We start from the raw sequence: 21,448 nt of genomic DNA on the forward strand, positions 1-21,448 counted from the left end.
AAAAGATTATTTAGCAAATGGTCTTTATAAATAATAGGAGTTGATAAAGAAATGAAACGAAACAACCATGCGGGACTCAACAGTAAGGAAAATATGTGGGGATGGGTTTTCATAGCAGGTGGTACATTTTTAATAGGATTATTGGTATTTTATCCAATGGTTCAATCGTTAATTATGTCCCTACAATCAGGAAAAGGAAACAATTTAAAGTTTAGTGGATTAGATAATTATGTGAGGATGTTTTCTGATGCAACGTTAATTAAAGCAGTTAGTAATACATTTATTTATTTGATAGTTCAAGTTCCAGTAATGATTATTTTAGCACTTATTATTTCATCAGTTCTTAATGATAGAACTTTAAAATTTAGTGGATTTTTCAGAACTGCAATTTTCTTACCATGTGTAGCATCTTTGGTTGGATATTCAGTTATTATCAAGAGTATATTTGCATCAGATGGCTTAGTTAATAAAATGCTTATGGGCCTTCATTTAATTGGAGCTCCAATAGAATGGCTTACACATCCAGTTTGGGCTAAAGTTTTAATAATTATTGCAATTACTTGGAGATGGACAGGCTATAACATGATCTTTTATTTATCAGGCTTACAAAATATTGATTATTCAATTTATGAAGCAGCTGATATTGATGGAGCATCTCCATTTAAGAAATTTACAGCTATAACAATACCATTATTAAAACCTATAATCTTATTTACAACAATTACTTCAACAATTGGTACATTACAGCTATTTGATGAAATTATGAATATTACAAAGGGTGGTCCAGCAAATGCAACCACTACCATTTCTAAATACATTTACGATTTATGCTTTACGTACACACCAGACTTTGGATATGCAACAGCAGTAGCTTATTTAATTGTTGTTATGGTAATAATATTAGCCATAATTCAATTTAAAATAGGAGGCGATAAAAATGACTAACAAATTTAATAAGGCAATTAAATATATATTTCTATGTGTAGCATCTTTTATTTCCATATTTCCATTTTTTTGGATGATTGTAAGTGCTACAAATAAATCAGTTGATGTAACAAGAGGAAAATTATCCTTTGGAAGCAGCTTTATGGAAAATATAAACAATTTATTAAAGCCAGATTTAGGCTTTATTACTTCATTAATTAATTCAGGAAAAATTGCAATTATAACAACTATTCTTGCATTGATTGTATCCTCTATAGCAGGTTATGGTTTTGAAATATTTAGAACAAAGGCTAGAGATAGAGTATTTACAGTTTTACTTTTATCTATGATGGTTCCATTTTCAGCTATAATGATTCCATTATTTAAACTATTTTCAAGCTTAAAAAATTCACCATTAGGATTTGTAGCTGTAAATACAATGGGAGCTATAGTTTTACCTAGTGTTTGTACTGCATTTTTAATTTTCTTTTTTAGACAAAATACAAAAAACTTTCCAAAAGAAATCTTAGAAGCAGCAAGAATTGATGGGTTAGGTGAAGTTGGAATTTTTCTTAAAATATTCTGCCCAACTATGAAAACAACTTATGCAGCAGCAGCAATTATTACCTTTATGGGTGCATGGAATGCATATTTATGGCCATTAATTGGATTACAATCACCAGAAAAATGGACTGTTTTACTTACAATTTCAAAATTAGCATCAAGTTATTCACCTGATTATGGATTAATTATGATTGCTATAGTAATTACAACTTTACCAACAGCACTAGTATTCTTTGTAATGCAAAAGCACTTTGTTGCTGGAATGACAGGATCTATTAAGTAGTTTACAGTTTACAGTTGAGGAGATTGATTCAGTTCTCAGTTTACAATTTTCAGGTTACAGTTGTTGGTGGAGAATTTGATTTAGTTCACAGTTCAAGGTTTATAGTTTAAAGTTTAGGAGGAAAGCTCATGAAGGAAGAATTCAAAGGGATTAATAAGGTAAAGGGATTATTGCATGGTGGAGATTATAATCCTGATCAATGGTTAAACTATCCTGAAATATTAAAAGAAGATGTTAGGCTTATGAAGCTTGCAAATTGCAATTGTGTTTCTATAAATATTTTTGGATGGAGTGCCATTGAGCAAGAGGAAGGTAAATATACCTTTGAGTGGCTAGATAAAATCATGGATGATATGGCAGCAAATAATATCCATGTAATTTTAGCTACGCCAAGTGGCGCAAGGCCTGCATGGATGTCTGAAAAATATCCAGAAGTTTTAAGAGTTAATGGTGATAGAAGCAAAAATCTTCATGGCCAAAGGCATAATCATTGTTTCACTTCCCCCGTATATAGAAGCAAAACTTATGCAATTAATGAGATTTTAGCTAAAAGGTATAAAGATCATCCAGCTCTAATAATGTGGCATATTTCTAATGAGTACGGAGGAGAATGTCACTGTGAACTTTGCCAGGAAGCTTTCAGAAATTGGCTAAAGAAAAAATACGATAATGATTTAGAAAAGTTAAATGAAGCATGGTGGACTGGTTTTTGGAGTCATAAATTTACCAGTTGGTCTCAAATAGAAAGTCCATCTGAAAAAGGTGAAATATTCGTTCATGGACATAATTTAGATTGGAAGAGATTTGTTACTGATCAAACAATAGACTTTTATAAAAATGAAATTGCACCTATAAGACAGCTTACTCCTAATATACCTGTAACAGCTAACTTCATGGGAAATTATCCTCATATGGAGTTATTTATAGGATTAGATTATTGGAAATTTGCAAAAGAAGTAGATGTGGCTTCTTGGGATAATTATCCTGCATGGCATAATGATTTTGAAAGTACTGCAGATTTAGCAGCAAATGTGGGTTTTGTGCACGATATATATAGAACACTGAAAGGTGGCCAGCCATTTTTAGTTATGGAAAGTACTCCAAGTCTAGTAAATTGGCATGATACTAATAAACTAAAACGCCCAGGAATGCATTTATTGTCATCACTACAAGGCTTAGCTCATGGAGCAGATTCAGTTTTATATTTTCAATGGAGAAAAGGAAGAGGTGCTTCAGAAAAATTTCACGGTGCTGTAGTAGATCACTGTGGACATGAAAATACTAGAGTATTTAGAGAAGTATCTGAAGTTGGAGAACTTTTAAATAAAATAAAGGAAATTCAAGGTTCTACTGTAAAGCCAGAAGTGGCAGTAATATATGATGTTGAAAACAGATGGGCAATTGATGATGCACAAGGCTTAAAGAAATACAAAAAAGGTTATGCAGAAAGTTGTCAAGAAGCTTATAAAGTGTTCTGGGAGAAGGGAATTCCAGTAGATGTTATTAATATGGAATGTGATTTATCAAAATATAAACTTGTAATTGCTCCAATGCTTTATATGATACGTCTTGGAGTTGCAGAACAAATTAACGAATTTGTAAAAAATGGAGGAACTTTTGTAACTACTTATTTTAGTGGTATTGTGGATGAAAATGATCTCTGTTTCTTAGGCGGATTCCCTGGACCATTAAGAGAAGTTACAGGAATTTGGTCAGAAGAGATAGATTCACTATATGATGATGAAGCAAATTACATAGAAGTTAACGGCAAAAAAATAGAGGGGTTAAAAACTAGCTATAAAGTAAGTGATTACTGCGATTTGATTCATGCAGAAACAGCAGAAGTTCTTGGCGTATATAAAAATGATTTCTATGCAGATATGCCTGCATTAACAGTAAATAGTTATGGTAAAGGAAAAGCATATTATATAGCAGCTAGAACAGAACATACTTTTAACAAGGATTTTTACTCAAAGCTTATTTGTGATTTGAATATCAAGAGTGTAATTGATGCAGAGTTGCCAGAAGGGGTTACTGCTCAAATGCGCTGTAGCAAGGATAATAAATATATATTTATCATGAATTTTAGTGAAGAAGAGAAAAAAGTTTCATTAGGAAATGATGAATACACAGACATAGTGATGGATGCAAAAGTAGGAAATGAAGTTATTTTAAATAAATATGGATTTAAAATATTAAAGAAAGATAATTAATTAAAAATATAAAATAGTCTATGCATCTTCTATATTTGAAAGTTACGTAGACTATTTTTTATTATTTTATTCTCTTACAGCTTTCTCTTATTTTAAATTCTGTTGGGATAATGACTTTTTTATTATAATTTCTATTTGAAGTTAGATTTTCAAGTAATAAATCAACAGCAGCACCAGCTAAATATTCTCCTGGAATTCGTACAGTTGTTAAAGCTGGAATCATATATTTAGCACTTGGCTGGTCATTAAAGCCTATAACACTAATATCATTAGGGATTGATAGATTAGCTTCTGAAATAGCTTTATATGCTCCAATAGCCATAGAGTCATTTCCAAGAAAAAATGCAGTTGGTCTATCATCCGATTCTAAAGCTTTAAGCATAAGCTTATAGCCAGCTTTAAAGGTATATTTTTCTGTTATATATATGTAGTTTGGATTAAAAATGTTATTTTTAAGCATGAATTCTTTATATTCAATTGATCTTTCATCTGCATATATATCTTCAGTAGATAGGTTGTCAGAGTTTTTATTGCCAATAAAGCCTATTTTTCTATGTCCTAATTCATATAAGTAGTTTAAGGCTTTTGCTGTTGCTCTTCCCATATCTACTATCACAGAATCAAATTTATTTTCATTTGGAGAAAAATCTACAAAAATTATATTTTCGTTTCCATTGGATAATTTCTCTATGGTATCTGAATTAAATTTTCCAATGGCAATTATTCCATTTACTTTGCTAATATCATCAATAGAACTGTTTTCAGTTAATTTTACTAAGTTAAGGTTATTTTCATTGCATTTTTTTTCAGCAGCTAACCTTATTGATAAATAATATGGATCTTCTAATTCTTCTTGGTAATTGTACCAATAAATTATGCCAACATCCTTACAAAGTTTATTTTTAGTTTTTTTAGCTTTTAAAGGTACATATTCAAGTTCATCTGCAATTTTTAAGATTTTTTCTCTTGTTGCATTGCTAACATTTAAGGTTTCATCAAAATTTAGAACTCGAGAAACTGTTGCTATAGAAACTTCTGCAAGAGATGCAATTTCTTTTATAGTAGCCAATTGAAAATCCTCCCTATTGTATATTCACTATATGAATAATGGTGATAATACTAGTATAGCTGAGTATCACTGGTTCAGCAATATTTTAAGATATAGAAAATAATTATATTAATTTTTAAAGTACCTATTACAAAAGGTATGCTTAATCAAATTATGAGTTGAAACAATTGTTAATAATTAAATTTATTATAGAAAGAAGCGATAACAAATGAATATATTAAAAAATGTAAAGGTAAGGATAAAATTAATTATAGCATTTTTGATTGTTGCGTTGCTAATTGGCATAGTAGGTGGAGTAGGAATTATTTCGCTTAAAAATGTAGGAGAAAATGCAAAAAAGATGTATAGCCAAAATTTACAAGGTGTTTATATGTTAACGGATATGAAACAAAATTTAACTGAGATAAAGAGTAATTTAGCAGATTTAATAAACTTAAAAGATGAAAAAGATTCAGATATAAAGGCTAAATTGGAAAAAAGTATTGAAGATAATAATGCAGAAAATGACAAATATATAGCTCAGTTAAAAGATTTGCCTAAAGATAATGATGAAAATGAATTATTTGAACAATTTAATAGTCAATTAAACCAGTACAGTATAGTAAGGGGAAATACCATCAAACTTATAGATGCAGGCCAGTATGCTGGAGCTGCTGAGCAATATAAAGATATACCGAAAATTACAGATAATCTGTTTGATTATTTAGATAAATTAATAGAAGTAAATTTAAAAGAATCTAGTGATGCAAATGATAATATTGTTTCAATTTATACAGCTGCAAATACTACTATGGTTATATTGAGTGTTGTTGGGCTTATATTAGCTATTGTAATAGGATTAATATTATCAAGTGATATAAATAAGCCACTACAAAGAATGAGATTACTTGGAGAAAAACTTGCTGATTATGATTTATCATATGAATCTAAGGTAATCCGAGGTGATGAATTTGGACAAACGTATGGTTCTTTACTTAAGGCACAAGGTAATATTAAAGAACTGATTAAGACTATCCTTGATAATTCTCAAAATTTAAGTGCTTCATCAGAAGAGCTTTCAGCAACGGTGCAGGAATTATCATCAAAGGCAGTTAGTGTTGACGAAGCTGTAAATAATATTGCTCGAAATATGGAAGAAGCCAGTGCAGGAGCAGAAGAAATAAGTGCATCTATCCAAGAGGTTGATTCAAGTATCTCTGTACTTTCACAAAAAGCTATGGATGGAAGTGGTAATGCAAATTCTGCTAAAGAAAGAGCAGTACAAGTTAAAAATGATAGTCAAAAAGCTTTGAAAGAATCTAAAGAAGTATCGGATGAGAAACAACAAAGAATGGCGAAAGTTATTGAAGAAGGTAAAGTTGTAGATAATATAAGAGTTATGGCAGGAACTATAGCTGAAATATCAGAACAAACTAATTTGCTGGCACTAAATGCAGCAATAGAAGCTGCCAGAGCAGGAGAAATGGGAAAAGGTTTTGCAGTTGTTGCAGAAGAGGTTAGAACACTTGCAGAGGAATCTTCAGGAGCAGTACAAAATATTCAGGAGACTATCGTTAAAGTACAGGCTGCTTTTAAGAGGAGCATCGATACTGGAAGTGATATTTTAGAATTTATTGATAAGGATGTAAATAAACAATTTGAAGCTTATGAAAAGACGGGGACTCAATACTATGAGGATTCTGAATTTGTAAGTAATATGTCAGAGGAGATTGCGGCTATGTCAGAAGAAGTTACTGCAACTGTTGGACAAGTAAGCGAAGCAATTCAAAATATGGCAGGAACAACTCAAAAATCCACTGAACACGCTCTGAAAATAAAAGAAAGTATGAATGAAACTACGCAAGGCTTAGAACAGGTGGCGTCAACAGTACAAGGGCAAGCAGAACTTGCACAAAGACTTAATGAAATAGTTCAAAAGTTTAGGATTTAATATTAATAATATGCTTATGAGGGAACAATAGTAGGAGAAAGTAAACTACTGTTGTTCTTTTTTATTGTCAATGTGCAATTATCAATTTACAATTAGTGAAAATAGCTTTGTATTAAATATAATAAATTTCATAATAAAATATATTAAAATTTATTATATTATGGTTTAATTAATATAAAAATAGTAATATGCAGGTTCTAAAGAGCAATGTTCAATTAAGGATGAAGGCTCTATAGGAAAAAGTCAGAAGAAAGAATAGAATTTTTTTGATTGAAATTTATAATATTAATTAAAACTATATATTGAAATTGTAAGGGTTTAAGAAAGAGGAGTAAGAATGAAAAAAATTGGAGTTTTTGATATTTTAGGTCCTATTATGATAGGACCATCAAGTTCACATACAGCAGGAGCTGCAAGACTTGGGAAAATTGCTAGAAGTATTGCTGGTGAAGATATAATAGAAGTAACATTTTTATTACATGGATCATTTGCAAAAACCTATAAAGGTCATGGAACAGACAGGGCACTAATTGCAGGAATTTTAGGAATGGAACCAAGTGATGAGAGACTTAGAAATTCTATTGATATAGCAAGAGAAAGCGGAATTAAATTTTTATTTAAAGAAGCTGATTTAGGAGATGTCCACCCTAATACAGTTAAATTTGTTATGAGAACAGTAAAAGGCAATCACTGTGAGGTTACAGGCTCATCTATTGGTGGAGGAAATATTAAAATTATAGAAGTTAATGATAATGAGGTTGATTTTACAGGAATGTATGAAACAATAATTGTGGCCCATAAGGATGCTCCTGGATGCATAAATAGTGTAACAAGGTTACTTTACAGTGAAAATATTAATGTTGCATTTATGAGAGTTTTTAGACATCAAAAAGGTGAAGAAGCTATGATGATTTGTGAAATGGACAATAAATTAAGTGATGAATTAATTGAAGAGATTAGGAAGATAGAGTTAGTAAATAATGTGATTTCAATCAGCCCAGCGGTGATCAGTTAACAGTTTATGCCCTTTAGGGTACCCTGTGGGCAATTTACAGTTAGGAGCTAGCAGCTTATAGTTTAAAGTTAGGAATTAAGAGTTTACAGTTGGAAGAAGAAAGTGAGGAATTTTTTATGATAGCAAGGTCGGGAGTAGAATTATTAGAGATTTGTGAAAAACATAATATTTCATTGAGCGAATATGCCATAATATGTGAGATGGAAGAAAGTGACGCAAACAGAGAAGAAGTAATAGAAAAGATGAGAAAAAATTTAAAAGTTATGATGTCAGCAGCAAATGAAGGGATGGAGAAAGAAGTTTATTCGGTTAGCGGTTTAATCGGTGGTGATGGATATAAATTATACAATTATGCTCAAAAGGGAAAGACGCTTACTGGTGGTGTGACTACAATGGCAATGGCAATGGCTCTTTCTTCTGCAGAAGTAAATGCATCTATGGGAAAAATTGTTGCATGTCCTACAGCTGGCTCTTGTGGGATTTTGCCAGCAGTAATTTTAAGTGCAGGAAAGCAACTTAATTTAAATGAGGATGAACTTGTAAAAGGTCTATTTGCTGCTGCTGCCGTTGGTATGATAATTGGTCAAAATGCAACCTTATCAGGAGCTGAGGGAGGCTGTCAGGCAGAATGTGGTTCGGCTTCTGCTATGGGAACAGCAGCTGTTGTTGAAATGATGGGAGGAACTCCAAAGATGAGTTTAGATGCAGCAGCAATAATTCTTAAAAATGTTTTAGGGCTTGTATGTGATCCAGTTGCTGGACTTGTTGAAATTCCTTGTGCTAAAAGGAATGCTCAAGGTGCTATAACTGCTCTTTGTACAGTAGATATGGTAATGGCAGGAGTAGTATCAAAGATTCCTTTTGATGATGCAGTAAGTGCAATGTACAAAGTGGGAAAATGCTTACCAGAAGCTCTTAAAGAAACAGCTTTGGGAGGCGTAGCTGTAACTAAAGAAGGGTTAAGACTTAAAGAGCAGGTGTTCGGGAAATAGCACAAAATGATCAATTGTCAATTTTCGATGATAAATTATCAATTATTAACATTTATGATGAATGAACAATTATCAATATAAGTGTCTAATTGTAAATTAATGATGTAAGTCTAAAAGAGAAATGCCTAGGGGAAAATGTAAAAGTTCAACAGGAGAAAACAGGAGAAGGCTTAAAGAAAAAAATATGAAATTATAAACTGTTTATGAAAGGGAAGAAAAAATATGAATCCATTAACAAAAGGCCAAATTACTATTCTTGTAGTAGATGATGAAAAAAGTATAATTGATTTTATTAAAATGGGTTTAGAATCAGAGGGGTATATAGTATATTCTGCTTTTGATGGGAATGAGGCCATTAAATTAGCTGAAGAAATAAATCCACATATAGTAATACTAGATATTATGCTGCCTGGAATGGATGGATATGAAGTGTGTTCAAGGCTTAAAAGATTGATTAAAACATCAGTTATTATGCTTACAGCTAGAGATGATGTTGATGATAGGGTTAAGGGACTAGATATTGGGGCAGATGATTATATGGCAAAGCCTTTTAGTTTTAAAGAACTTTTAGCGCGTATTAATGCTAGAATTAGAAATAGCTATCCAGAATTAGACGATATTGTACATATAGGTGAATTTTCTATTGATGATGGTGCACATGAAATTACATATTGTGGGAATACATTAGAATTGCCCCCAACTCAGTATAATTTATTAAGATTTTTACTAATAAATAATGGAATTGCATTAAGTAAAGCTCTCATACTAGAAAAAGTATGGGGATATGATTTCAATGGAGAGGAAAATATTGTTGAGGTATATATAAGATATCTCCGTGATAAGATTGAAGATAATGAGCACAATATTATCAAGACTGTTCGTGGTGTTGGGTATAAAATGGTGGCACAATGAAGAGGTTGAAAAATAAGTTTAAAATAAATAGCTTAAAGTGGCAATTGTTATTTAGCTTAATGATTATATTAGTTATTTTATTAATTACAATGGGGATTTTTCAATCTATAAGTATGGAAAAGTATCTATGTGAAGATAAGAGGCAAGTATTACAACAAAGATTTCATAATTTAGATTTTAGTAAGTTATCAAAAGAAGATTTAAATACTATCACAAAAACAGAAGCAATGGAGATTTTAAATAGAGTAGCAAGTAAAAATATTAGAGCTTCACTAATTAATAAAAATGGAGAATTAATATACAGCAATTTAGAGGATATAACCAAAAAAGATGATAATGATGGTGATGAGGATAACAAGGAAATAGATGAAAAATCTTTTAAAAGGTTAAAGGTACCTATGCTTTCCAAAGATGAATATAGTAGTCTTTTGAATAAATCAGGTAATTTAGAACATGAATATAAAACTTTAAAAGATGAAGATAATAATTATCAAATGGTAGTATGGATAAAGGTTGGTGACCTTTCTTCACCTTCAGGCTTAATTCAATTAAGTACTCCAATACAAGATATAAAAGACATATTGCTTAAACAGTTATATGTAGATAGCACTTTGTCAATTTTTATACTAATAATAGGTATAATAATGGGAACTGCAATTTTTAATAGGACTTTAAAGCCCCTATACAAAATAACTAATACGGTTGAAGGTATAGAGGTAACGGATCTTCATACAAGGCTTGAAGAGAAGAATGGCCAATTTGAAATAGATAGATTAGCAAAATCCTTTAATATTATGCTTTCAAGGATAGAAGAATCATTTGAAAAGGAACAACTTATTAAGGAAAAGATGAGAAGTTTTGTATCAGATGCATCTCATGAACTTCGGACTCCATTGACTTCGATTCATGGATTTGTTGAAGTCTTATTAAGAGGCGCAGCTAAAAATAAAGATCAATTAGATCTAGCTTTAAATAGTATATTGATGGAAAGTGAAAGGCTAACAAAGTTAGTCAATGACCTTTTAATTTTAACAAAGCTTGATAAAAAGCCTGTTGTAGAAATGAAAGAGGAAGATATTAATGGATTGATACAAGAAATTCAACCTCAACTTCAAGTGCTTTGTGAAAATAGGAAACTGCAGTTTGATTTAAAAGAGGATATATATGCTATTATAAACAAAGATCAAATAAAGCAAGTCATATTCAATTTAACACAAAATGCTGTTCTGCATACAGATAAGACTAAAGGGAGTATTACTATAGCTACTGATTTTGGAATATTTGAAAATCAAAGATTTGCAGTATTAAAGATATGTGATAATGGGACAGGAATACCAGAGAAGGATATTAAAAAAATATATGATAGATTTTTTAGAAGCGAAACTCATAGATCTCGGGAACATGGAGGATATGGGCTTGGACTTTCTATAGTAAAAGCCATAATAGATAGTAACAATGGAAAAATAAAGGTAGAAAGTCAGTTGGAGGTTGGAACCACATTTACTGTTTATCTTAAAACAGAAAATTAAGTAAAAATATTAGTTGTAGTTGGTTAAAAAATATAAGAATCACTTAATAAGTTTTTAAGGGAAGGATAATAGTGAAAGAAGACTATTATCCTTCTTTTTTTATACCTGGTGTTCAAAAAAACTGTTATGACTTTTCTCAGCAAATTCTAAGCTTATGCTAAGGATAAATTAAGAGTTAATTGCTATAATTTAGCTAGTGAGGAAATTAAGAGACATAAAGGAGTGTGATTATCATAGATATAACAAGCATTTTATTAATAATGTTTTCTGCAGTTATACTATTTATTTTAATTTCTGTATTTATTACTGGAAAGTATGAAAAACATGAGTATATAAAGAGTAGTTATGCACTTGGAACTTTAATAAATTTAAGAGCAATTGGAAGGAATGCTGAAAAGGCAGTAGATGAAGTACTTGAAAGATTAAATGATATTGATGATAAAATGTCAGCTTTTAAAGAAGAAAGTGAAATATCAAAAATAACCGTTAGTGCTGGAAACAAAGCTGAAAGGGTAAGCTATGATACTTATTTTGTCATTAAAAAGGCTTTAGAATATAGCAAAATTTTAGAGGGAACCTTTGATCCTACAATAAGGCCATTGGTTAAGCTTTGGAGTATAGGAACAAAAGAAGAAAAAATACCGGAAGAGGCTGAAATAATAACTGCTATGGAGCTTGTAAATTATAAGGATGTGCTTTTAGATGAAAATAAACACTCGATAATGTTAAAGCAAAAGAAGCAAGCTTTGGATGTTGGAGGAATTGCAAAAGGTTTTGCAGCTGATGAAGCTCGTGATATATTTTTAAAACGTAAAATAAAAAGTGCCTTAATTGACCTAGGAGGAAATATTTTTGCGTTGGGATGCAAACAAGATAAGACTCCTTGGAAAGTTGGTATTCAAAATCCATTTAATTCTAGAGGAGATTTTTTAGGAATATTAGATGTTGAAAATAAATCAATTGTTACCTCTGGAAATTATGAAAGATATTTTATGAAAGATGGGAAGAGATTTCATCATATAATTGATCCTAAAACTGGATATCCATCAGAAAGCAAAATTATAAGTGCAACTATTATATCTGATAATTCAATAGATGGTGATGGGTTATCAACAGGTGTTTATATTCTTGGAGTAGATAAAGCTTTAAATATTATAGAAGCAGTTAGAGGAGTAGATGCAATACTTGTTACAGAGGATAAAAAGGTTTATATGACCTCAGGTGTTAAAGAAATTTTTATGTTAACAAATGAAGAATTTACCTTAATAGATAAATAAACAGTTAGTTGTTAATAAAGTTGATATTTTAAGTAAAGATTGTGGAAAAGGATAAAGTTAAGAAGGAGAAACAAAGATGGCTAAAAAAATTAAGAAATCTCAGGTTTTAAGGCATATAGTGCAATTAATTATGTTTTTTGCATTACCAGGTCTTTATGCAATGACCTTTAATGAAACAAAAACGGTATATAAAATGATTATTGAAGGAAATTTTAATTTTCTTCAGGCGTTTCCAAGTTTAATTGAATTTGTAGCTGTAATGCTAGTAACAATTTTAATAGGAAGATGGTTCTGTGGATGGATTTGTGCCTTTGGAGCTTATAATGATTTAATATATTTTATAGCTAAAAAAGTATTTAAAGGAAAATTTAAAATAGATGAAAAAGCTGACTCTATATTGAAATATGCAAAGTATGTAATATTATTATTTATAATAATTGTTTCATGGACCTTTGGAAGCAGTATTTTGGAAAGTACAAGTCCTTGGGATGTTTTTGGGCAGATTACTAATGTATCAACTATAGTGAATAACTTACTTATTGGATTAATCCTTTTAGTTTTAATTACAATTGGAGCTGCATTTATAGAAAGATTTTTTTGTAGATATTTATGTCCTTTAGGTGCTGTATTTTCAATAATATCTAAAGTTGGAATTGTGAAAATTAATAAGCCTAAAGCTGATTGTGGAAAATGTAGAGCATGTACAATGAATTGTTCTATGGGATTAAACCTTTATAAAGGCGATTATGCTAAAGGTGGAGATTGCATTAATTGTTTAAAGTGTACAGAAGTGTGTCCTAGAAGAAATGCAAATATAAATATTCTTGGCCAAGACGTAAATCAAAGCTTAGCAGGATCATTAGCAATGACAACAATGTTAGGTGCATATGGGATTACAAACTTTGGAGTTGATGCACTAACTAAAGCAGGAATTATATCAAATGAAAGTGCTATTTTAAGTGATGCTTCATTGGGATCAGCTTCAGATAATTCATCACAAAAATATAAAGATGGAACATATACAGGAACTGGACATGGCTTTGGAGGAACAACTAAAGTATCTGTAACAATAGTAGATGGGAAAATAACAAACATAGAAACTATATCAAATCAAGATACTCCAGATTATTATAGTAGAGCTTTTGGAACAATCTCTAAGGGGATAATTTCTAATCAAACAGCACAAGTTAACGCAGTATCAGGAGCTACTTATAGTTCTAAGGGAATAATAGAAGCAGTGAAGGATGCATTGGGTCAAGCCACTGTTTCAGGTTCAGATAGTGCTACTTCTAGTAATGATAATACAATAGCTACAGGGGAAAATGCAGCTCCAAGCGGAGCAGAGAGTGCAGCCCCAGCTTCAACAAATAATACAAAGACAACAGCTACAGATAATACTTCAAAAACATATAAGGATGGGACATATACTGGAACTGGACAAGGCTTTGGAGGAGTAACTAAAGTTTCTGTTACTATTGCTAATGGAAAAATAACTAATGTAAAAACTTTATCCAATGAAGATACTCCAGAGTTTTATCAAAAGGCTTCAAACAGCATAATGGGAAATATAATATCAACTCAATCAGCTAATGTAGATACAGTTTCAGGTGCAACTTTTAGTTCAAATGGAATTATAAGTGCAGTTAAAAATGCACTTAGTCAAGCTGGGGGAGCAGCTTCAAGTAATAATACTTCAACTGCAAAAGCAAGTCAAGGAAGTACAAGTTCAAGCTCATCTTCCAATAATACAGCTAACAGTGAACCGATGACACCTCCACCAGTGGCTAATCAAAATGTTTCAGCACAACCACCAGTTCAAAAAAGTACTTCATCAAATTCAACTAGTAGTCAAGGAAGTACGAGTGCTAATAGCAATGCTAACACAAGTAAAAATAATAGCACTAGCCAATATAAGGATGGTACATATACAGGAACTGGATCAGGCTTTGGAGGAACAACTAAAATTTCTGTTACTATTGCAGGTGGAAAAATAACAGGCGTAAAAACTGTATCTAATGAGGATACTTCAAAATATTATAATAGAGCTATAGGGACTATAACGAATAGTGTGATTTCGAAGCAATCAGGGAGTGTAGATACAGTTTCAGGAGCAACATATAGCAGCAGAGGAATAATTGAGGCTGTTCAAAATGCTTTAAGTCAAGCAAAATAAGGATGTCTTAGTTTTAAAGATATAAAATGTAGAAGATAAAATTTAGAGTTAAATTACTGAAATAAATACATTTGTGTTATGCAGAACCATGATAAATTTTCTGTTATACACAAATGTATTTATTTTTTGCCAATATTTATGTTGAAATATTAGATAGTTGTGAATAAGTTTTTCAACTATTTATGTACTAAGTGAATGTCGAATTTTCTCAGCAAATTCTAAGCTAGCATTAAGGGTATGCTAAGACTCATTTGTTACAATTTAGAAAGTGAAATAATTAAAGCATTTATATAAGTAAATGTAAAAACAGAAATGGGAATTATTTTGTCCTATAAAATTTAGAAGAATAATTTCATTTTTTATAAAAGATTAGGTTTAAAAAGGAGAAAAAGATATGGGTAAAAAAATAAAAAAATCTCAAGTATTAAGGCATGTTATACAGTTAATTATGTTTCTAATAATGCCTGGAATTTATGCAATGACGTTTAGTGAGGTAAAAACAGTTTATCAAATGATTATTAATGGTAATTTTAACTTTCTTCAAGCATTTCCAAGTTTAGTGGAGTTTGTAGTGGTTATGCTATTAACTATAGTTATGGGAAGATGGTTTTGCGGATGGATATGTGCTTTTGGAGCATATAATGATTTAATATATTACTTATCAAAAAAAGTTTTTAAAGGGAAATATAAAGTTGATGAAAAAGTTGATTCAATATTAAAATATGCAAAGTATGTAATATTACTATTTATAATAATTCTTTCATGGACATTTGGAAGCAGTATATTAGAAAGTACAAGTCCTTGGGATGCTTTTGGGCAAATAACTGATGTTTCAACTTTATTTTCAATTTTGCTAATAGGATTAATTCTCTTAATATTAATAACAATAGGAGCAGCCTTTATTGAAAGATTTTTCTGTAGATACTTATGTCCATTAGGTGCAATATTTTCCATAATATCTAAATTTGGAATAGTAAAAATAAACAAACCAAAAGCAGATTGTGGCAAATGCAGAGCTTGCACTATTAATTGTTCTATGGGATTAAACCTTTATAAGGTAGATGGTGTTAAGGGTGGCGATTGTATTAACTGTTTAAAGTGTACAGAAGTGTGCCCAAGAAAAAATGCTAACATAAATATTCTAGGTCAAGATGTAAATCAAAATTTAGCTGGTTCTGTTGCAATGGCTGCAATGTTAGGGGCTTATGGGTTAACTAATTTTGGTGCAGAGGCGTTAAGTAATTCTGGAATAATATCAAATAATAGCACAATATCGAGTAATGCAACTCAAAGTTCATCAGTATCAGAGAGTTCTTCACAAAAATATAAAGATGGAACTTATACAGAAAGTGGAGAAGGCTATAGAGGAGGAATAACTAAAGTTTCAGTTACAGTGTCAGGTGGAAAAATAACTGATATAAAAACAGTATCTAATCAAGATACTCCAAAATTTTATCAAAGAGTTGAAAGTACTATAATGAACAGTATAATTTCGAAGCAGTCAACAGCAGTAGATACAGTTTCAGGAGCAACTTATAGTTCAAAAGGAATAATGAGTGCTGTTGCGAATGCTCTGAGCCAAGCAAAATAACAATGTTAATATAAGAAAAAGTGCTAATTTTTGTAAGATGGAGCACTTTTTCTATTAAATATTACTTGACGTTTTATAAGGATTGGTATAATCTTTAAGCTGTGAATGAAAATTTTATAATTGAATAACTAGGGGAGCTAATATTTTAGCTGAGATTGGAAAGATTGATTTCCTGGACTCTTATAACCTGATTTGGCTAGTACCAACGTAGGGAAGTATATTGATGTTTTTTGTGCATATATTTTTGCAGATAATTTAATGTATCCCTTGGGATACATTTTTTTTGTTTAAAATAATAACTTCTTAAAGTTAATCAATTATAAAATCTATAAAGAATTTTATAAAATTTAATTTCACAAATATCATTTCATTGATTTTTAAGGAGGAATTTTTTATGAAAGAAAAAAGTAAAGCACAGAAAATTGCATTAAGTGGTGTTTTAATTGGTATCTCTGTTATATTTGGAACCTTTTCTATACCAGTTGGAGCAGCTAAAATCTCGCCAATTCAACATTTTGTAAATGTGGTTGGCGCAGTGACCTTAGGACCAATGTATGCAGTTGCAAATGCATTTATTACATCCATTATAAGAAATATTATGGGGACAGGAAGTTTATTAGCATTCCCGGGAAGTATGGTTGGTGCATTCCTTGCTGGAATTCTTTATAAGAAATTTAGAAAGCCAAGTATAGCAGTGGTTGGAGAAATAATTGGTACAGGAATATTAGGAGCAATATTAGCGTATCCAGTAGCAGCATTAATTTTAGGAAAGCAAGTAGCAGTATTTGTATATGTAATTCCATTTATATCAAGCTGCAGTGTTGGAGCAATTATAGCATATTTCTTTGTAAATATTCCTATAATAAAGAAAATACTTATAAATAATGAAGTACCATCTGATGAAAAACATAGCGTGGATCACATTTAAATAATTTAATGAGGAGAAAGGATGATTTTATGTTTAGAGCATTGACTATTGCAGGTTCAGATACTTGCGGAGGTGCAGGAATTCAGGCAGATTTAAAATCTTTTTCAGCTAATGGAGTTTATGGAATGAGTGTTATTACAGCTGTAACAGCTCAAAATACTATGGGGGTTTTTGGTATTCAAGACATAAATCCAGAAATGATAGAATCACAAATAGATGTTATTTTTGAGGACATAAGAGTTGATGCTGTAAAGATAGGCATGGTTTCAAAGATTGAATCAATTAAAGCTATTTCAAAAGCCTTGAGGAAAATTGAAAAATTACCGCCAATAGTATTAGATCCTGTTATGATTTCTAAAAGTGGATTCAATTTGCTATCAAAGGATGCTAAAGACACTTTGGTTAAAGAATTATTTCCTTTGGCTGTTTTAATAACTCCAAATTTACCAGAAGCAGAAGAAATTTTAGGGCTAAAAATAAATAATATAGAAGAAATGAAGGAAGCAGCTTTAAAGCTAAAGGAACTTGGACCACAAGCAGTCTTAGTTAAAGGTGGACATTTAGAAAATGAAGCTACTGATTTATTATTTGATGGAGAAAGTTTTGTATTTTTACCACAAGAAAGAATAAATACAATTCACACTCATGGAACTGGCTGCACATTATCCTCAGCTATAGCAGCAAATTTAGCAAAGGGTATGACTATGGAGGAGGCTGTCAAAGAAGGTAAAAGATATATAACAGTAGCTATAGAGCATGGTTTTGAACTTGGGAAAGGTGTTGGGCCTACTAATCATTTTTATGAACTTTATACACTTTTAGAAAAAGCACAAAGCGAAAACAAGAACTCATAAAAAATTTATTGTTTTGTTAAAGTAAGAGTTGGTTTAGGTAATAGTTTAAATATTAAAATGAGATTTAAGGAGAGTTGAAAAATGAATTATAAAACACAAATGGAAGCTGCTAAAAAAGGTATGCTAACTAAAGAAATGAAGGTAGTTGCTGATAAAGAAAATATTTCAGAAGAAAAATTAATGAAGCTTATAGCAGAAGGCAAAATTGTAATTCCAGCTAATATTAATCATAAATCACTTAGCCCAGAAGGAATTGGGGATGGTCTTAGAACAAAAATAAATGTTAACCTTGGTATTTCAGGAGACTCAGTTGATTATTGCAGAGAAATGGAAAAAGTAAAAATGGCAATAGAATTTGGAGCAGAAGCAATAATGGATTTGAGTAATTATGGGAAGACTCAAGAATTTAGAGAAAAGCTTATTGAATATTCTCCAGCAATGATAGGAACAGTACCAATGTACGATGCAATTGGATACCTTGAAAAAGATTTAATGGATATAAAGGCTAAGGATTTTCTTGATGTAGTTTTAGCACATGCAAAGGCAGGAGTTGATTTTGTTACCATTCATGCTGGGATAAATAAGAGAACTGTCTCACTATTTAAGGAAGATAAGAGAAGATTAAATATTGTTTCTCGTGGGGGTTCCTTGTTATTTGCATGGATGGAGATGACAGGTAATGAAAATCCATTTTATGAATATTATGATGAGTTATTAGAAATCCTAAGAGCATATGATGTGACAATAAGTTTAGGAGATGCAATGAGACCAGGGTGTCTTGATGATTCAACAGATGCTGGGCAAATCACAGAACTTATAGAATTAGGCTTGTTAACGAAGAGGGCTTGGGAAAAGGATGTCCAAGTTATGATTGAAGGACCTGGACATATGGCTATGAATGAAATTGCAGCAAATATGCAAATTGAAAAGAGATTATGTCATGGAGCACCATTTTATGTATTAGGGCCTCTTGTTACAGATATTGCTCCAGGTTATGATCATATTACCTCAGCAATTGGAGGTGCTATTGCAGCAACTCATGGTGCAAATTTCCTTTGCTATGTAACACCTGCGGAACATTTGAGACTACCGGATTTATCAGATGTTAGAGAAGGTATTATTGCATCAAAGATTGCAGCTCATGCAGCAGATATTGCTAATGGTATTCCAGGCTCAAGAGATAGAGATAATGCTATGGCAGATGCACGTCAAAAGCTTGATTGGGAAGGTATGTTTAAGATTGCCATTGATGGAAAGAAAGCAAGGGAATACTTTGAAAGTATACCACCAGAAGATCAGCATAGTTGTTCTATGTGTGGAAAAATGTGTGCAGTACGAACTACTAATAAGATATTAAATGGAGAGGTAGTTCAGTTAAAAGTTGAGAGTTAAGAGGTATGAGTTAGGTAATTTAGTTAGGAGTTATGAGTTGAGCCTTGACGATAGAGTATTGCGGCAGTGATAATTGAACATTGAAATTTTTTATTATCATTGATAATTAATCATCAAATTTTTCGCATTGATCACTGATCATTGACAATTAATAAAATGGAGGTGAGTTTAGTAGGCAGGTGAAATTATAAGCTATTGTCCTACTAAAGTATTTATGGAAAATAAAATAGTTGAAGAAATAGGAAAGTTATTAGAAGAGGTTAAAAATAAGAAGCCGCTTGTACATAATATAACTAATTATGTTACAGTAAATGATTGTGCCAATATCTTACTTGCTTTAGGGGCATCGCCAATCATGGCGGATGATATAAGAGAAGCAGCAGATATTACAAGTATTTCTTCTGCACTTGTAATTAATATTGGCACTTTAAATGAAAGAACAATTGAAGCTATGATTGCTTCAGGTAAGAAAGCTAATGAATTAAATATTCCAGTTGTATTTGATCCAGTTGGAGCAGGTGCATCTGAATTTAGAAATGCAACTACCAAGAGAATATTAGAAGAAGTAAAAGTAAGTGTTTTGCGTGGAAATATGTCTGAAATTAAGTTTATAGCAGGCTTACAAGCAACTACAAAGGGAGTAGATGCATCAGAAGCAGATATTAATGCTGCCAATGAAGAAGGGGCAAAGGTTGCTGAAGAATTGGCTATTATTCTTAATTGTACAGTTGCAATAACAGGAGTAACTGATATTATTGCTGATGGAAAAAGGGGTGTAATTATTGAGAATGGGCATAAAATGCTTGCAAATGTCACAGGAACAGGATGCATGACAACTGCATTAGTAGGTGCATATTGTGGTGCTGGAACAGATTATTTTTTATCTGCAGTTTCTGGAATAATATCTATGGGGATAGCTGGAGAAATGGCATTTGAAAAGGCAGGCCAAGTAGGAGCAGGAAGTTTCCATATTGCAATTATAGATGCTATAAGCAATTTAAACTTAGAAATAATTGGAGAGATGGCTAAAGCTAAAGAACTATAAAATAATAAAGACATATATGAGGAGGGAAAATTTATGAAGCCCCAAATAGATTATAGCATTTATCTTGTAACGGATAGAGATTTAATGAGTACAGAAACTTTGGAAGAGGCTGTAGAACAGGCAATTATAGGAGGGTGTACCTTAGTTCAATTAAGAGAAAAGGACTGCTCTTCCCTTGATTTTTATAATACAGCAGTTAAAGTTAAGGAGATTACTGATAAATATAAGGTGCCATTATTAATCAATGATAGATTAGACATTGCTCAAGCAGTTGATGCAGCAGGGGTACATGTAGGACAAAGTGATTTACCCTTGACAATTGTTAGAAAAATTCTAGGAGAAGACAAGATTATTGGCGTTTCAACTGGTAATCTAGAAGAAGCATTGAAAGCACAAAAGGATGGTGCAGATTATTTAGGAGTTGGTGCAATGTATTCAACTGGAACTAAAAAAGATGCAAAACATACAAGTATAGAGGAACTAGAAAAAATAAGAAATAATGTATCTATTCCTATAGTAGTAATTGGTGGCATAAATAAAGGAAGAGTTAAAGATTTTGAAGGAATAGGGATTGATGGACTTGCAATAGTATCTGCTATCATTGCTCAAAAAGATATTGCTCAAGCAACAAAAGATATAAAAAATATGTTCACTAATATATAGAATTCTGTAGTGGTAATTTATTTAGAGATAGAAATATTGATAATTTTTGTAGTGTAAATAAAATAAGAGCTAAGGAAAAACAATTTAAAATTGT

17 protein-coding genes and 1 riboswitch are annotated in these 21,448 nt (G+C 31.3%); of the genes, 16 read left to right on the forward strand and 1 reads right to left on the reverse strand.

The window, feature by feature from the left end:
* Positions 1 to 51 precede the first annotated feature (51 nt).
* The 3 genes from L3B98_RS00445 to L3B98_RS00455 all read left to right on the forward strand — a co-directional run bounded on the left by L3B98_RS00445 (position 52) and on the right by L3B98_RS00455 (position 3,984).
* A complete protein-coding gene (locus L3B98_RS00445) occupies positions 52 to 945 on the forward strand; it encodes a sugar ABC transporter permease (RefSeq protein WP_238915137.1) in 894 nt (297 codons plus the stop codon).
* Positions 938 to 1,771 (forward strand): carbohydrate ABC transporter permease, encoded by an 834-nt coding sequence (locus L3B98_RS00450; RefSeq protein WP_238915138.1) that lies wholly within the window; start codon positions 938 to 940, stop codon positions 1,769 to 1,771. The genes L3B98_RS00445 and L3B98_RS00450 overlap by 8 nt, the downstream gene beginning before the upstream one ends.
* Before the next feature lie 128 nt (positions 1,772 to 1,899).
* Positions 1,900 to 3,984: a beta-galactosidase gene (locus L3B98_RS00455; RefSeq protein ID WP_238915139.1), complete on the forward strand. Its 2,085-nt coding sequence runs from the start codon at positions 1,900 to 1,902 to the stop codon at positions 3,982 to 3,984.
* A gap of 61 nt (positions 3,985 to 4,045) precedes the next feature.
* Here the strand turns inward: L3B98_RS00455 and L3B98_RS00460 are convergent, their stop codons facing one another.
* Entirely contained in the window at positions 4,046 to 5,053 is a 1,008-nt protein-coding gene (locus L3B98_RS00460) for a LacI family DNA-binding transcriptional regulator (RefSeq protein ID WP_238915140.1), read from the reverse strand.
* Between the two features lie 208 nt (positions 5,054 to 5,261).
* Between L3B98_RS00460 and L3B98_RS00465 the strand changes: the two genes are divergently transcribed.
* From L3B98_RS00465 to thiE, 13 genes are all read left to right on the forward strand, one after another.
* On the forward strand, positions 5,262 to 6,983 hold the full coding sequence (locus L3B98_RS00465) for a methyl-accepting chemotaxis protein (protein WP_238915141.1): 1,722 nt from the start codon (positions 5,262 to 5,264) through the stop codon (positions 6,981 to 6,983).
* Between the two features lie 337 nt (positions 6,984 to 7,320).
* Positions 7,321 to 7,998 (forward strand): L-serine ammonia-lyase, iron-sulfur-dependent subunit beta, encoded by a 678-nt coding sequence (gene sdaAB, locus L3B98_RS00470; protein ID WP_077360654.1) that lies wholly within the window; start codon positions 7,321 to 7,323, stop codon positions 7,996 to 7,998.
* Positions 7,999 to 8,114: 116 nt separating this feature from the next.
* A complete protein-coding gene (gene sdaAA, locus L3B98_RS00475; protein ID WP_077366748.1) occupies positions 8,115 to 8,990 on the forward strand; it encodes an L-serine ammonia-lyase, iron-sulfur-dependent, subunit alpha in 876 nt (291 codons plus the stop codon).
* Between the two features lie 222 nt (positions 8,991 to 9,212).
* Complete coding sequence (locus L3B98_RS00480; protein WP_238915142.1) at positions 9,213 to 9,902, forward strand: response regulator transcription factor; 690 nt, start codon at positions 9,213 to 9,215, stop codon at positions 9,900 to 9,902.
* Positions 9,899 to 11,431: a HAMP domain-containing sensor histidine kinase gene (locus L3B98_RS00485; protein WP_015390937.1), complete on the forward strand. Its 1,533-nt coding sequence runs from the start codon at positions 9,899 to 9,901 to the stop codon at positions 11,429 to 11,431. Before L3B98_RS00480 ends, L3B98_RS00485 begins: the two co-directional genes overlap by 4 nt.
* Positions 11,432 to 11,691: 260 nt before the next feature.
* Positions 11,692 to 12,708 carry an FAD:protein FMN transferase gene (locus tag L3B98_RS00490; RefSeq protein ID WP_238915143.1) on the forward strand — a complete coding sequence of 339 codons (1,017 nt, stop codon included), beginning with the start codon at positions 11,692 to 11,694 and terminating at the stop codon, positions 12,706 to 12,708.
* 76 nt (positions 12,709 to 12,784) lie between these two features.
* A complete protein-coding gene (locus L3B98_RS00495) occupies positions 12,785 to 14,881 on the forward strand; it encodes an FMN-binding protein (RefSeq protein WP_238915144.1) in 2,097 nt (698 codons plus the stop codon).
* Between the two features lie 394 nt (positions 14,882 to 15,275).
* Entirely contained in the window at positions 15,276 to 16,472 is a 1,197-nt protein-coding gene (locus L3B98_RS00500; RefSeq protein ID WP_238915145.1) for a 4Fe-4S binding protein, read from the forward strand.
* Positions 16,473 to 16,592: 120 nt separating this feature from the next.
* A riboswitch (TPP riboswitch) is annotated at positions 16,593 to 16,703 on the forward strand.
* 163 nt (positions 16,704 to 16,866) lie between these two features.
* The gene (gene thiW, locus L3B98_RS00505) at positions 16,867 to 17,400 is read left to right on the forward strand and encodes an energy coupling factor transporter S component ThiW (RefSeq protein ID WP_238915146.1); all 534 of its coding nucleotides are present in this window, start codon (positions 16,867 to 16,869) and stop codon (positions 17,398 to 17,400) included.
* A 29-nt stretch (positions 17,401 to 17,429) separates the two neighbouring features.
* On the forward strand, positions 17,430 to 18,254 hold the full coding sequence (gene thiD / locus L3B98_RS00510; RefSeq protein WP_015390943.1) for a bifunctional hydroxymethylpyrimidine kinase/phosphomethylpyrimidine kinase: 825 nt from the start codon (positions 17,430 to 17,432) through the stop codon (positions 18,252 to 18,254).
* 81 nt (positions 18,255 to 18,335) lie between these two features.
* The gene (thiC, locus tag L3B98_RS00515; RefSeq protein WP_238915147.1) at positions 18,336 to 19,646 is read left to right on the forward strand and encodes a phosphomethylpyrimidine synthase ThiC; all 1,311 of its coding nucleotides are present in this window, start codon (positions 18,336 to 18,338) and stop codon (positions 19,644 to 19,646) included.
* 214 nt (positions 19,647 to 19,860) lie between these two features.
* Positions 19,861 to 20,691 carry a hydroxyethylthiazole kinase gene (thiM, locus tag L3B98_RS00520; protein WP_238915148.1) on the forward strand — a complete coding sequence of 277 codons (831 nt, stop codon included), beginning with the start codon at positions 19,861 to 19,863 and terminating at the stop codon, positions 20,689 to 20,691.
* A 33-nt stretch (positions 20,692 to 20,724) separates the two neighbouring features.
* Positions 20,725 to 21,354 (forward strand): thiamine phosphate synthase, encoded by a 630-nt coding sequence (gene thiE / locus L3B98_RS00525; RefSeq protein WP_238915149.1) that lies wholly within the window; start codon positions 20,725 to 20,727, stop codon positions 21,352 to 21,354.
* Positions 21,355 to 21,448: the final 94 nt, after the last annotated feature.

The sequence above is a fragment of the Clostridium sp. YIM B02555 genome (assembly GCF_022320955.1).
GTDB classification, from domain to species: Bacteria; Bacillota; Clostridia; order Clostridiales; family Clostridiaceae; genus Clostridium; species Clostridium saccharoperbutylacetonicum.